This window comes from Aliivibrio sp. S4MY1, assembly GCF_028765545.1.
Taxonomy (GTDB): Bacteria; Pseudomonadota; Gammaproteobacteria; order Enterobacterales; family Vibrionaceae; genus Aliivibrio.
The window spans coordinates 188,783-203,223 of sequence record NZ_JARACP010000006.1 but is presented as its reverse complement, the minus strand read 5'-3'; the positions used below and the strand labels follow the sequence as shown (position 1 = coordinate 203,223).

Here is a 14,441-nt window from a genome sequence, read left to right as displayed (position 1 = left end):
TAAGCAGGTTTTTTTATACCTCACTCTTTTAATGATAACAATTCTCAATTAGAGTGTTTGCATAATAATTGAAAGAACACCAATTGAGGGAATATCATGATAGAACTATGGGAAAAACACACTATATTAGCTGAACAGTCTTTTAAGAATAAAGACTTCTGGCGTACCATTCTTCATTATCAACAGGCCTTTGCCATTTCAGAGGAACTCACAAAGCGCAATGAAGCGAGTCTCGTTGATCAAGTAACCATCACGGTTATCTCTTGTCATAATTTAGCTCAATTCTGGCGAAGCCAAAATGACAATAATTTTGAGCTAAAGTATTTAGAAATTGCTGCAGAAAAAATTCTCACTCTTGTACCACAATGCCCCAAAAATGATTGTGAATCTTTCGTTTCTAACTTAGGTTGCTGTAAAAGTGCCCTTTTAGAATTTATGAAACGTCACCCTAATCCAGAAATTGCAAAACATATTCAACACATTGATACCACAGTTCAATGTGAGTTAATTGCGAGTTTTAAACTGCAATAAAAAAGGTGCCTATTGTAATAGACACCTTAAATGAGTTACTAGATAAAATTACACAGGTTAAATTATTGTTCGACCTAAAGAAATAACAACTCGACGGTTTTTATTCTTACCGATTGGTGTTGCATTATCAGCAATAGGACGACGCTCACCATAAGATTGAACACGAATGCGATCAGTAGGTAAACCAATCGATTCAAAATAGTTTTGTAGCTTTAATGCGCGTCGCTCAGACACTTGTTGGTTAACATTTTTTCCACCACTAGAATCAGTGTAAGTCGCCACTAATACTAAATCGACATCTTTAGTATATTTAATAAAGTCTGCTATTTGAGATAAACGTTTTTTTGATGCTTTATTTAATTCATCACTGTTTTTATCAAAGTGTAGAATAGTAAATGAAATATCTTCAAAACTATAAGGCAACAAATTAGCAATACACATGCTAAAAACGTTGTATGTGTTTTGAAATACAACTGGAGAAAGTGCAACCTCAATCAACTGCTTAGGACTCTGCCAATCAGCATAAGTAAAGGTAGGAAAACGTCCATTCTCTAATTCAGCCAACATTGACCATGCAGTCGTACCGCCGACATAACCATCAAATTGTTTGAAAAATTTCAAATTTGTCATTGAATCGGCGCTTTCGCCAGGAGTCCAACGCGGTGGCATAGAGACCAAATTAACTGAGCGAGTCTCTCCCATTGGACGGTTCATTTTTAGTTCAAAATCCAGATTCATCTTTTTATTAGCGTACGATGAAAATTCTGCATTTCCATAATTTGGAATATTGTGAGATAAACGGCATTCTAATGGCGAATTCTCTAGCATTACCCATTTTGATTGCTCAGGCTTAGCAACATAGTTCTTATTGGCTAATGCAGATGTTGCAGTCAATGAGCTTACTAGCAGGGCTAAAGTAAAAAGTGTTTTTTTCATAATACCTAAATCTATTGGAGTCATGCCGTTGACGATAAGCTTAATCAAAGCAAAATTTAGACCAATAATACTCATTTTTGCTCTGTATTTTATTTATCATCACTTATCTTCAATAAATATATCCTCATCACACCTTATTTACAGTTTTTATGCTAACGATAATCTGCAATAATAGCGGCAACATTTTCTTACGTACCGAATGATGACTGAAGTAGAGCAACATAATTTATTAAAAAACCGATTTCGTGGTTATTTCCCTGTCGTTATTGATGTTGAGACCGCTGGCTTCAATTCAAAAACTGATGCTTTACTTGAGATTTGTGCTGTCACCCTTGCAATGGATGAAGAAGGTTACTTAAAACCAGCCAGTACAATTCATTACCATGTTTCGCCATTTGAAGGTGCTAATCTTGAGAAAGAAGCACTAGAATTTAATGGTATCCGTGACCCATTCAGTCCATTACGTGGCGCGGTTACAGAAGATATTGCTTTAAAAGAAATCTACAAACAAATCCGAAAAGAGCAAAAACAGCATGATTGCCGCCGAGCAATTATGGTCGCTCATAATGCTAATTTTGATCACAGCTTTGTGATGGAAGCTTCTGAACGAGCAAAATTAAAACGTATTCCTTTTCATCCTTTCTGCACATTTGATACTGCGGCGATCAGCGGATTAGCACTAGGGCAAACCGTATTAGCTAAAGCATGTAAAGCTGCAAACATTGATTTTGATGGAAAAGAAGCGCATTCAGCACTTTATGATACAGAAAAGACCGCTGAATTATTCTGTCATATCGTAAATAAATGGAAAGATCTTGGTGGATGGCCGCTATTGCCTGAAACCGAAGAAGAAAATACTAATAATAATTAATTGGCTATCTGCTAATACCAATCAGAAAGTAGACATACATTTTATGCTTATTTATCTATTGGCATAACTACACAACATTTACAGGGAAACTAAACAAAATGAATCCAATCATTCTTTCTGTTTCAGTAATGCTTATTCTCGCTTTGCTTAGAGTTAACGTTGTCGTTGCCTTAACGTTCAGTGCATTAATCGGTGGATTAGTGGGTGGTTTATCATTATCTGAGACTATTTCAGCATTTGAAGGTGGTTTAGGTGGCGGTGCAACAATTGCATTAAGCTACGCTATGCTTGGTGCGTTTGCTGTTGCTATTTCAAAATCTGGCGTGACTGATTTATTAGCTCACAGTGTTATAAAACGTATTAATGCAAAAGATAATCTTCATGCTGCTACTGGCGTGAAATATCTTTTACTTTGCTTAATATTATTAATTACAATTTCATCGCAAAACGTAGTGCCTGTGCATATTGCGTTTATTCCAATCTTAATCCCGCCACTGATCCAAGTATTTAATAAACTAAAGCTTGATCGACGTTTAATTGCTTGTGTACTAACCTTTGGTTTAGTTACACCATACATGATCCTGCCTGTTGGTTTTGGTGGCATCTTTTTAAACAATATTTTATTAAAAAACCTGCATGACAATAATCTCGATGTTATTGCTAGCCAAGTTCCTTTAGCAATGGCTCTGCCTGCTTTAGGTATGGTAACTGGTCTTCTAATTGCTGTATTTATCTCTTACCGTAAGCCTCGAACTTATGCTGATGTTGATAATACAACAATGAAGGCAACCAATACGGCACCTACGTTTAATAAACGACATATCCAAATATCAATTGTCGCTATTATTGCTGCGTTATCCGTTCAATTAGCAACTGGTTCAATGATTGTTGGTGCACTTGCCGGATTTATGGTGTTTACTTTTGGTGGTGTTATCGCTTGGAAAGAAACTCAAGATGTCTTTACTCGTGGTGTTCACATGATGGCTATGATTGGCTTCATTATGATCTCAGCTGCCGGTTTTGCTGCGGTAATGAAAGCAACGGGTGGCGTTGAAATCCTAGTCGAATCATTATCAACATCTATCGGTGACAATAAACCATTAGCGGCATTATTAATGTTAGTTGTTGGTCTATTAGTAACCATGGGCATTGGCTCATCGTTCTCAACTATCCCTATCATTGCTACCATCTATGTTCCTCTTGCCGTAGCATTTGGCTTTTCTCCAATGGCTACTATTGCATTGGTTGGTACTGCTGCTGCTCTAGGTGATGCGGGCTCCCCTGCATCAGATTCCACATTAGGTCCAACGTCTGGCCTAAATGCTGATGGTCAACATGAGCACGTATGGGAAACCGTAGTGCCTACATTCCTACATTACAACCTGCCATTAATTGCATTTGGTTGGATTGCAGCAATGGTGCTTTAATCTATTAACACTGCCTAATAGTTACATTATTGTTGCAGAATTAATGGTTTTCGATATAAAACGACAGTTAACCCTGTCGTTTTTTACATTAAGATCAAATATTTTTACTCAGCTATTCGTTTTTTTTTCTATATTTAAGTAAGACTGTTGCTATACTCTTGCACTGTCTAGTTACGGCCTGTCTATTTTCTATGAAACTAATTAAGCTCTCTTCTTTTCTCATCATTGACGACAGTACTGTTATTCAAAATGCAATTCGTGCATTACTCAGTCGTATTGGTGTCCCGACTAATAACATTGCTTGCTGCCCAACAGCAGGCGCTGCAGTAGGTAACTGTAAGCAAAAAAAATTCGACGTCCTTTTTGTAGACCATAATCTTGGCCATGGTAGCACAGGTCTTCAAATGCTTGAGCAATTACGTCTATTACGATTGATTACAGACAATACTCTGGTCTATGTCGTAACTGGTAATGAAGACCCACAAATTGAGTTAGCATATACCGATTATGTCCCTGAAAAGTATATCCAAAAGCCAATTCGCCCAGAAGAAATTATCAAGGTTATTAACCATGATTTAGTAAAACGTCAATTCGCGATGGGAATGATTGCCGCTTATACAAAAGATGGACTCTCTGGAGTTAAACCTCTTATATTTAAAGCACCAAATAAAATCATTCTTAAAGACTCAATGCTTAAACTGACATCTCGTCTCATCAAAGTGAACCGACTGTCAGAAGCGTTGAGCGTCAATAAAGCTTTACTATCAATAATTAAAGAGTCGATTGAAGCTGAAATCCAGCAAGCAGAAATCTATATCGCACAAAATGATTTTGATAACGCTAACCAGTTAGTCGATTCGTTACTACCAAAAAATGAAACCAGTAGCTTACGTTTGCTTGATTTAAAAGCCCAAATAGCTTTTAACCGAGATAACTTATCTATTGCTGCTCGCTACTGGAAAAAAGGATTTGAGCTTGCTCCCTACTCGTATTTAAGATTCAGTCACCTCATTTGGTCTCTTCTTGCAAAAGGCGAGCGATACGATGCATTCGACTTACTAACTAAATACGCTTATTTATTACCAAACTCTGCGTTTGACTCTGCAGGGAAAAGAGCAATGGCCGCATGGGGTGATCTTTTTCTTGCTTCAGAAGAAAGCTTACAAGAATGGTCGCCTGAAAGTTCATGGCAACGAGTCAGCGCAAAATTAAAAGGCCGCTTACGTGGCATACCCTGTATTTCAGCGCAGCGTGCATTATCCGCGTTATGGCAATTAAAGATGAATCGATACGGTGAAGCAAACCGCTTAATATCTGATATTCAACTTTCAGATATTACCGATTACGAAACCGCTTATATTGTTTACTTAGTTTATTGCGAAATGCGTTTAGATGACGAAAAAGAAATCATTGAAGAAAAGTGGCTACGTAAATTGAAGGAAGGGAAATCCCCCTTAGCTAAGTTACAAGCTCTTGCTTTTGAAAAAGCAAAAATATAAAAAAAACCACGTAGCAATACGTGGTTTTTTTATATCAATCTAACGAATTAGATGATCTATATTCTAGTATTATTCCGCAGCAGGGGCATTACGCTCTGCAGCTTCTTTAACTAATGGCTGAAGCTCACCTTTTTGGAACATTTCCAAAATGATGTCACAACCACCAATTAATTCACCTTCAATCCATAGCTGTGGGAAAGTAGGCCATTGTGCATATGCTGGCAGCTCAGCACGAATGTCTGGGTTTTGTAGAATATCTACATAAGCAAATTTCTCACCGCAGTTCATTAGTGCTTGAGAAGCTTGAGATGAAAAACCACAGCTTGGAAGTTTCGGTGAGCCTTTCATGTATAGAATGATGTGGTTTTCAGCAATTTGTTGCTTTATCTTATCGATAGTTTCCATTGTATCCTCTAATGGGTCGACACTAAGTTGTATTCATTCTACTTCTTATGCACTCAGAAAAAAATACCTAATATTTGTAGTGGTATTATTTATTGAAAATTATCCACTTTTTCTTTTAATAAAATCAAAACTTGCTAGAATCAGAACGAAGTCAGAATAAATTATACACTCCGTTGAGTGTATATTTTTTGGAATATTAGTGAGGCGTAGACCTCTTATAACATGGAGACATGAGCAATGTCATTTGAATTACCAGCTCTACCGTTCGCAAAAGACGCATTAGAACCACATATCTCTGCTGAGACTTTAGATTACCACCACGGTAAGCACCACAACACTTATGTTGTTAAGCTTAATGGCCTTATCCCAGGTACTGAATTTGAAGGCAAAACACTAGAAGAGATCGTTAAGACTTCTACTGGTGGTGTTTTCAATAACGCAGCACAAATCTGGAACCACACATTCTACTGGAACTGTCTAGCTCCAAACGCTGGTGGTCAACCAACAGGCGCTGTAGCTGCTGCTATCGATGCTGCATTTGGTTCTTTTGAAGAATTCAAAGCACAATTCACAGATTCTGCGATCAACAACTTTGGTTCTTCTTGGACTTGGCTTGTTAAGAACGCTGACGGCTCTCTAGCTATCGTTAATACATCAAATGCAGGTACTCCACTAACAGAAGAAGGCGTTACACCGCTTCTAACTGTTGATCTATGGGAACACGCTTACTACATCGATTTCCGTAACGTTCGTCCTGATTACATGGGTGCGTTCTGGGCTCTAGTAAACTGGTCTTTCGTAGAAGAAAACCTAGCAAAATAATTCATTTGAAGTTGCCGTATCATTTCGGCTAACTTTCAACCAAAAAGGTCGGTATTTATACTGACCTTTTTTTATCCTTCATTATTAACGGTAACTCTTTGCCACTTAACGCTATTAATTAAAAAAACGGCAATTTTTTTCCTAAAAAGACTAAAGTTTTTGAATTCTTTTCCGATAAGTATTTATCATCAAGAGGAATTGATTCATGAAAGTACATACTTTAGATAAAGCAGAGTTAATCAGTGAAATTCAATACGGTTCAAACCTAAACCATGCTATGGAAGCAGGTCGCCGTGCAGATTTCGCCTTAATGATGTCTTTACTGTCTAATGACTTACGTGAAAATACACCTGTTGAAAAAATAGATGAGAAAAAAGTTACAGAAGATCTGCTTCGTCAACGCTTTCAATTAGCTGACGCTCAGATTTTACGTAGTAATGAAGAAAGCTACTCTCGCGCCGCTTCACAAGCAAACCAATTTCATAATGGTGGTTTAGCAAGTGCAAAACTATTACATGGACTAGCCCCTGATGCTATGGCTTATATGCCACAAGATACCCACGACCTACCAGAAGACGTGTATCACAACCTATCTGGTCATCAACGTCGCCAACTAGAATCAGGTAATGAAATCTTCAATGCTATCCCTCAAGATCTTTATAATGAGTTGGTAACTGCTAAGCGTCATTCAGAAATGAATTTATACGTTTAATCTGCCGCTCTCTGTTCTTGTTCAGACATCATTATTTATTATCTCCAGCAAGGCATTATTCACATGATTTATGTGAGTTAGTGCATAAATTAGATGATTGAATACAATTTAATCACCATTTCTAGCCAAGCTCACAGCAGATGTAATATTTCTATCCCATTATTAAAGCACTTTTATTTAACAACAATGTGAAATGCTTTGAGGGAGGAATGCTATGCAAATTGAACATTCTACTATTCTGATCACATCTGCTGGTAATTTTATGGGCCGAGCTATTGCATGTCATTTTTCCTCACTTGGTGCGTCCCTTATTATTGCCGATTCAGATCACTATCAGTTACACGAAACACATAGACTCTGTGATCAATTAAACCCAAATGTTATTAGTTACGAATTAAAAGACCAATCAACGCAAAGTATTCATGATTTATTCCATTCCATTGATGAAACATTTACCAATGGAATCGATGTATTGATCAACAACTATACTGATATTGCCCTACCAAGCTTGTTTTCACATCAACAACATGATGCTCCTTCTCAGCTAATTGAATTAACTGAAAGCTTATTTTCTTATGGCCAATATGCCGCGAACCATATGAGAGACCATAATAAAGAAGGCGTGATCATTAATTTAGGGTATCAGAAATTTTCACCACAAGTTCAGCAACTCGGTCATTCAGCTTCATTGCTCGCAGGTCTAACAAAGAGTTGGGCTAAAGAATTAAATCCTTTTAATATTAGAGTTGGTGGAGTCACTCCTTGTCTTTCTAGCTTACTATCAGACTCTAACGTAAATTTAATCAATCAAGAGTTGATAAAAAACACTGAATACATATTAGAGAATGACTATTTCAATGGCCGTATTATTGAGGCTACTGTGTAATACCAATCAAACACAACCTATTGATATCTAATTCCTTTCATTTGGCTTATACCAATCACAGTAAGTAAAATATCCTAGGCATAAAAAAACCACCTTAAGTAAGGTGGTTTTTATTGTTCTCATATTTTCAAAATACTAGTGAAAATACTTTAGCCTGTTAGCTTCGAATTATTTCTTTGCTTTTTTCGCTTTTGCTTCTGCTTTCACTTCTGGTGCGTCGATTACGTCAGCGTAAGCCGTACCGTAGTAAGAAGCGATTAATACTTCTTTAAGCTCTTTGATCAATGGGTAACGTGGGTTAGCACCTGTACATTGGTCATCAAACGCATCTTCAGCAATTGAATCCACTTTTGCCATGAATTCAGCTTCGTTAACGCCAGCCGCTTGAATTGACATTGGGATATCCAGGGCAATTTTAAGCTCTTCTAACCAACCAAGTAATGCATTAACTTTCGTTTCAGTATTACCTTCACGGTAACCTAAATGCTCCGCAATTTCAGCGTAACGAGCACGTGCTTTAGGACGGTCGTACTGAGAGAAAGCAGCTTGTTTAGTTGGGTTATTAGTTGCATTAAAACGTACTGTGTTAGCAATTAATAACGCGTTAGCAAGGCCATGTGGAATGTGGAATTCCGCACCTAATTTATGCGCCATTGAGTGACACACACCTAGGAAAGACTGCGCAAAAGACATACCAGCGATTGTTGCTGCATTGTGTACTTTCTCACGAGCGATTGGATCTTTCTTACCGTTAGCGTAAGAGCTTGGTAAGTACTCTTTAAGCATCTTAAGTGATTGCAGAGCGTGACCGTCTGAGTATTCGTTTGCAAGAACAGAAACGTAAGCTTCTAATGCGTGAGTTACTGCATCGTAACCACCGAATGCACATAAAGACTTAGGCATATCCATTACAAGGTTAGCATCAACAACAGCCATGTTTGGCGTTAGTTCGTAATCTGCTAATGGGTATTTTTGACCCGTTTTTTCATCAGTTACAACAGCAAATGGTGTAACTTCAGAACCTGTACCAGAAGTCGTTGTGATACATACTAGTTCAGCTTTTTGACCCATTTTAGGGAACTTGTAAATACGTTTACGGATATCCATAAATCGCATAGATAGGTCTTCGAAATCAGTTTCTGGGTGCTCGTACATTACCCACATGATTTTCGCAGCATCCATTGGTGAACCACCACCAACTGCCAAGATAACATCAGGTTGGTAGCTTGCACATGCTTCAGCACCGGCTTTAACTACTGCTAATGTTGGATCTGCTTCTACTTCATGGAACACTTCAACTTCCATGCCTTTCTCTTTTAAGATTGAGCGTAGGTCATCGATGTAACCGTTGTTGAATAAGAAACGGTCAGTAACGATTAATGCACGTTTTTTACCTTCAAGGTCAGTCATTGCAATTGGTAAACAACCGCGACGGAAGTAGATAGATTTTGGTAGTTTATGCCACAACATATTTTCTGCTCGCTTAGCTACAATTTTCTTGTTGATAAGGTGCTTAGGACCTACGTTTTCAGAGATAGCGTTACCACCCCAAGAACCACAACCTAACGTTAGTGAAGGTGCTAATTCAAAGTTGTAAAGGTCACCGATACCACCTTGAGATGCTGGTGTATTCACAAGAATACGAGCAGTTTTCATTTTGTCACCGAAGTACGCGATACGCTCTTCGTTGTTATCTTGGTCAGTGTAAAGTACTGAAGTATGACCAACACCGCCTATGTCTAATACGATGCCCGCTTGACGTACTGCATCTTCAAAGTCTTTCGCTTTGAATAGACCTAATGTTGGAGATAGTTTCTCATGAGCAAATTCGTCATCCCATGAAGCTTCTAAGCCTTCACCGATAAGAATTTTAGTAGATGTAGGTACTTTAACATTTGCTAACTCAGCGATTTTGTATGCTGGTTGGCCAACGATGTTAGCGTTAAGTGCGCCATCAATAAGCAGTACTTTACGTACTTTATTTGCGTCTTCTTTGTTTAGAACAACCGCGCCGTATTTAGCGAAACGAGCTTTAACTTCATCGTAAATAGATTCAACAACGATTGCCGCTTGCTCAGAAGCACAAATAACACCGTTATCGAATGTTTTAGACATTAGGATAGAAGAAACAGCACGTTTGATATCAGCAGTTTCGTCGATAACTACAGGTGTATTACCCGCGCCAACACCGATTGCAGGTTTACCTGAAGAGTAAGCCGCTTTAACCATGCCTGGACCGCCAGTAGCAAGGATCATGTTGATGTCGTCATGTTTCATTAATGTATTTGACAATTCAACAGATGGTTGGTCAATCCAACCAATGATGTCTTTTGGTGCACCCGCTTTAATTGCTGCATCTAATACTACTTTAGCAGCGTAGTTAGTTGCATTTTTAGCGCGTGGGTGTGGAGAGAAGATACAACCGTTACGAGTTTTAAGACAGATTAACGCTTTAAAGATTGCTGTTGAAGTAGGGTTTGTCGTTGGAACGATTGCACAAACAATACCTAGAGGTTCAGCAATAGTGATCGTGCCGCCTTCATCGTTACGGTCGATGATGCCACACGTTAGCTCGTCTTTGTATTTATTATAAATAAACTCAGAAGCAAAGTGGTTTTTGATAACTTTATCTTCCATGATACCCATGCCAGATTCAGTTGCTGCCATTTTTGCTAGTTCAATACGAGCTGTTGAAGCTGCTAGAGACGCTGCACGGAAGATTTCATCAACTTTCTCTTGTGGAAAGTTCGCAAATTCTTTTTGCGCCGCTTTAACGCGTGCTACTAGAGCATCAAGTTCAGCTAAATTAGTTACAGGCATATTGTTTCTCCTAAAAATAAAAACTATAAAATTCATTAAAAACTATTTAGTAAGGATTCTGCTTTTCCATCCTTTTTTGCAGTTAAGCTCAACCAATTTTCTGGTAATCCTGCTTTAACTTCTTAGTAAATTGCTTTCAAAACTGATTATATTCTTTCACAATTTGAAAAGTATTGATTCAGATCAGTTATGAGAATTTATTTACCACTTTCGTCTTACTTCCAACGGATAGCACAGTATAAATACGATTTAGATCACATAGTTAACTGGAATTATGACCGACTTCAAAATGAAAGCTAATGACAAAACTCTCATTACTAAAAATGTAAGTTGTAATAAAGTTACATAATCAAGGCCAAAAATGACAAATTATGGCGAAATCTTCGTGCCACTAAAGAGTAGTATATCTCCGCTCAGATTCACATCGTTTATGCATTAAATAAGTTGCTCTAGATCACTTAATTGTAAATATTACGACTCTTTTACCTTCTATAAAATAAATACGATTTAAACTTGTACTAGAGAGTAGACTGTTTTTTTATTATTCTTAATAAAAGACAGCCCATCATTAAGTACAAAAATTAATCATGAATACAAAACGCCTTAAACATTATTTATATGCAACGATATTTGGCACACATACTAAAGGTGGGAAGCGATTTGATATCGCATTAATCGTACTAATCCTTACCTCTCAAGCAACATTAATCTTAGATTCGATAAGTTCAGTCAATGCAATATATGGTGAGTGGTTATGGCGATTAGAATATATTTTTACTGCTATATTCACTATCGAATACATTTTACGATTGTATTGCTCACCAAAACCTAGCTCTTATGCGAAAAGTTTTTATGGTGTTATTGACCTTCTCGCAATACTACCAACTTATCTAGCATTGTTTTTTCCAAGCGCAAGCTACATCGCTATCATTCGTCTCTTACGCGTAATGAGAATATTTAGAGTATTAAAGTTAGTTCGCTACTTACAAGATTCCAACATTCTTTTACGCTCACTATTGATGGCAAAAAGAAAAATCCTCATCTTCTTTAGTACTGTTGCTATTTTAGTTTCTGTTTTTGGTTCTTTGATGTTCGTTATTGAAGGGCCCGAAAATGGGTTTACTAGTATTCCCCAAAGCATTTATTGGGCAATAGTAACCATTACGACGGTGGGCTATGGTGATTTGGTTCCGCATACAGCACTGGGTAAAGCTGTGGCGTCATTAACAATGTTATTAGGTTATTCGATTCTTGCCGTACCTACTGGGATTATTACTGCAGAATTGAACCAAGAAATGAACGCGCACAGAGATCTGGTTCGTTGTCCAAATTGTGTAAAAGGGGGACATGAATCTGATGCAATGCATTGTAAGCATTGTGGAAGTGAATTACCTGCACCTAATGAAAGAGTGACAAGCGTCAAATAAAGGAAGTGCTTACAGTGTTCAAGACTCCGTAAGCATTGCGATAGTTCTATTCTGAATATAAGGTTAAAGAACCTTGTGAGGTATTATTTACAGAGTCACTATTAAGAAACTTAGGTGCTGCAATAACGGCAAGTAGTATGAATACAGCAGCAAATGCCGCAAATTTAGTTAAAACTTGTCCCTTTGTTTTTTTCATCATACCACTTATCTAATTTACGAAATTGTCGATAATGTACTTGAGTTGCTCCTTATCGACAATTTTATAGATTTTTTTTGGGACCAATGTGGCATTAATATTCTCACCACTAAGATATTACTCTCAAAAAAGAGACCATAGGAAGTATTGCTACTTATTCTGATGATACGTTAACTCGGACGATATCTTCTTGCCCTTTTGAAAATTGTTTTTTAAGTTCTGCTTTTGATTTAAAACTGATTTCACCACCTTCCGCAACTGTCATATGTTGAGCTTCTTTATTATGCATTGATTGGTACAACATCACTGCCTGCATACAAGTACTTCTTTGCTCTTGAGATAACGGTGTGCCATTGTGCCACTTTCCTGTTTCGACAGCATATTGCAAATTTTGAAATACTTCTGGTGTCATCGATTCTAGTAATTTATTAATATCCATTGTTTATTCCCTATATTAGCGACTCAGAAACCATATCTTTTGATTAATGTTAGTCAACATACTGCCGATAAATTGGTGTAATGGATCACGTTTCCTCTTTTTCTATCTATAGGATCATCATGCTTTTAACGACTCAACGATTTACCTTAATGGCGCTTACTACTCTTTTAGTATCTGGCTGTTTTGATTCAAAACCGACAACAGAACAATTATGTGAAGAGCATGCAAACTTACAGTGCCAACAATTAAATATGCGTGATGGTCAATGCTTGAACCAAAGAGAGGCACTTATATTGAATCGTTTTGAAGTATTAAAGAGTCAAAGTGATCTTGATAAATTAAACACAATTAAAGCAACGTATGAATATCAGCAATGCTTAACCTCTGCAGCGCAAATTGAACCGATTACCGCTAAAGAGATTAAAACCAAACGCTCTGAAGCTCTACTTCATACTTATGATGCTATCGATGCTTTATCTTTAGAACTTCAAACATCGAAAGATCCAAAAGTTCTTTTTTACCGTTGGACAACTGGAGATAAACAAGCACTGCGTGAGTTTTTGCAATTAGAAGGAACGAAAGCATTAGAATCTGCCGAGTTACAATACGCACTTGCTACTTTTTATACTCAACGTGATGGGAATAAAACCATTCTAATTCTTAATCATTCATTAGAATTATTAACAGAAGAAGATTATGAAAATAAATTACATTCAATAATCATTAAATCGCTTGCAAGTATTAACCACAAAGAAGGCAATAAAAAGCATGCGTATATTTGGGCTTTAGTAGGTAAAAAATTTCAACTAAAAGTGGCTTCAGAAAAACAATTGGATTTACTGTATCAATTTACAGCGGAAGAAAAAGAAACATTACTAAAAAGCAGTGAAACAATAACAAAAAGTATTGAAGCGCAAAACTTCCATCCCTCTTTACTACCAGTTCAAATAAAAAAGTAATTCAGAAGTAAAAAGGAGCCTGTGCTCCTTTTTTACTGCATTAGAGCTAACCGATATTTCCACTGCTAGTTTTTATTATTAAAATGTAGCGATACTGAATTAACACAAAAACGTTCACCCGTTGTCTTAGGGCCATCATTAAACACATGACCTAAATGACTGTCGCATTGACGACAGCGGATCTCTGTTCTTTGCATTCCATGGCTATTATCCTCAATATATCGAATTGCCTGATCATTCGCTGGGGCATCAAAACTTGGCCAACCACATCCAGAATCGTATTTATTCTCAGAAACAAATAAAATAGTTTGGCAACAGGTACAGTTATAATCCCCTGTTGATTTATTATGTAACAACTTTCCTGAAAAAGGCGCTTCAGTACCTTGTTTTCTACAAATATCAAACTCTTCTTGGGTCAAACTCTCTTGCCAATCTGCTTCTGTAAATTCTGAAAACTGTTTTGATTTGTCCATTTGAAATTCTACCCCCTAAGACTTATTTAAATTAAACC

At 37.2% G+C, this 14,441-nt stretch carries 15 protein-coding genes; 9 read left to right on the top strand and 6 right to left on the bottom strand.

Annotated features, from left to right (window positions below; all coding sequences use genetic code 11):
- Positions 1-93 precede the first annotated feature (93 nt).
- On the top strand, positions 94-531 hold the full coding sequence (locus PVK71_RS08815; protein WP_207216102.1) for a DUF2753 domain-containing protein: 438 nt from the start codon (positions 94-96) through the stop codon (positions 529-531).
- Positions 532-588: 57 nt separating this feature from the next.
- Here PVK71_RS08815 and motY read toward each other — a convergent pair whose 3' ends face one another.
- Complete coding sequence (gene motY / locus PVK71_RS08810) at positions 589-1,467, bottom strand: flagellar protein MotY (protein WP_130043443.1); 879 nt, start codon at positions 1,465-1,467, stop codon at positions 589-591.
- Between the two features lie 202 nt (positions 1,468-1,669).
- Here motY and rnt point away from each other — a divergent pair, with 202 nt between their 5' ends.
- The 3 genes from rnt to PVK71_RS08795 all read left to right on the top strand — a co-directional run bounded on the left by rnt (position 1,670) and on the right by PVK71_RS08795 (position 5,264).
- A complete protein-coding gene (gene rnt / locus PVK71_RS08805; protein WP_165371174.1) occupies positions 1,670-2,338 on the top strand; it encodes a ribonuclease T in 669 nt (222 codons plus the stop codon).
- Positions 2,339-2,436: 98 nt separating this feature from the next.
- Positions 2,437-3,765 (top strand): Na+/H+ antiporter family protein, encoded by a 1,329-nt coding sequence (locus PVK71_RS08800; RefSeq protein WP_274418057.1) that lies wholly within the window; start codon positions 2,437-2,439, stop codon positions 3,763-3,765.
- 191 nt (positions 3,766-3,956) lie between these two features.
- The gene (locus PVK71_RS08795; RefSeq protein WP_274418056.1) at positions 3,957-5,264 is read left to right on the top strand and encodes a response regulator; all 1,308 of its coding nucleotides are present in this window, start codon (positions 3,957-3,959) and stop codon (positions 5,262-5,264) included.
- Positions 5,265-5,333: 69 nt separating this feature from the next.
- Here the strand turns inward: PVK71_RS08795 and grxD are convergent, their stop codons facing one another.
- A complete protein-coding gene (gene grxD, locus PVK71_RS08790) occupies positions 5,334-5,669 on the bottom strand; it encodes a Grx4 family monothiol glutaredoxin (protein ID WP_130043215.1) in 336 nt (111 codons plus the stop codon).
- Between the two features lie 237 nt (positions 5,670-5,906).
- Here grxD and sodB point away from each other — a divergent pair, with 237 nt between their 5' ends.
- From sodB to PVK71_RS08775, 3 genes are all read left to right on the top strand, one after another.
- Positions 5,907-6,491, top strand: coding sequence for a superoxide dismutase [Fe] (sodB, locus tag PVK71_RS08785; RefSeq protein WP_130043214.1), 585 nt, complete (start codon positions 5,907-5,909; stop codon positions 6,489-6,491).
- A gap of 205 nt (positions 6,492-6,696) precedes the next feature.
- On the top strand, positions 6,697-7,203 hold the full coding sequence (locus tag PVK71_RS08780; protein ID WP_130048412.1) for a VC2046/SO_2500 family protein: 507 nt from the start codon (positions 6,697-6,699) through the stop codon (positions 7,201-7,203).
- A gap of 214 nt (positions 7,204-7,417) precedes the next feature.
- Positions 7,418-8,089, top strand: a complete 672-nt coding sequence (locus PVK71_RS08775) for an SDR family oxidoreductase (protein ID WP_274418055.1) — start codon at positions 7,418-7,420, stop codon at positions 8,087-8,089.
- Positions 8,090-8,257: 168 nt separating this feature from the next.
- On the opposite strand, the gene adhE is transcribed toward PVK71_RS08775, so the two are convergent.
- Positions 8,258-10,909: a bifunctional acetaldehyde-CoA/alcohol dehydrogenase gene (gene adhE, locus PVK71_RS08770; protein ID WP_130048410.1), complete on the bottom strand. Its 2,652-nt coding sequence runs from the start codon at positions 10,907-10,909 to the stop codon at positions 8,258-8,260.
- Positions 10,910-11,496: 587 nt separating this feature from the next.
- On the opposite strand from adhE, the gene PVK71_RS08765 reads away from it, so the two are divergent.
- On the top strand, positions 11,497-12,336 hold the full coding sequence (locus PVK71_RS08765) for an ion transporter (protein WP_274418054.1): 840 nt from the start codon (positions 11,497-11,499) through the stop codon (positions 12,334-12,336).
- A 46-nt stretch (positions 12,337-12,382) separates the two neighbouring features.
- Here PVK71_RS08765 and PVK71_RS08760 read toward each other — a convergent pair whose 3' ends face one another.
- The gene (locus PVK71_RS08760) at positions 12,383-12,535 is read right to left on the bottom strand and encodes a hypothetical protein (protein WP_274418053.1); all 153 of its coding nucleotides are present in this window, start codon (positions 12,533-12,535) and stop codon (positions 12,383-12,385) included.
- Positions 12,536-12,686: 151 nt separating this feature from the next.
- Positions 12,687-12,971 (bottom strand): YeaC family protein, encoded by a 285-nt coding sequence (locus PVK71_RS08755; RefSeq protein WP_274418051.1) that lies wholly within the window; start codon positions 12,969-12,971, stop codon positions 12,687-12,689.
- Between the two features lie 119 nt (positions 12,972-13,090).
- Here PVK71_RS08755 and PVK71_RS08750 point away from each other — a divergent pair, with 119 nt between their 5' ends.
- On the top strand, positions 13,091-13,930 hold the full coding sequence (locus PVK71_RS08750; protein ID WP_274418049.1) for a DUF2989 domain-containing protein: 840 nt from the start codon (positions 13,091-13,093) through the stop codon (positions 13,928-13,930).
- Positions 13,931-13,995: 65 nt separating this feature from the next.
- On the opposite strand, the gene msrB is transcribed toward PVK71_RS08750, so the two are convergent.
- A complete protein-coding gene (gene msrB / locus PVK71_RS08745; RefSeq protein WP_274418046.1) occupies positions 13,996-14,403 on the bottom strand; it encodes a peptide-methionine (R)-S-oxide reductase MsrB in 408 nt (135 codons plus the stop codon).
- Positions 14,404-14,441 lie beyond the last annotated feature (38 nt).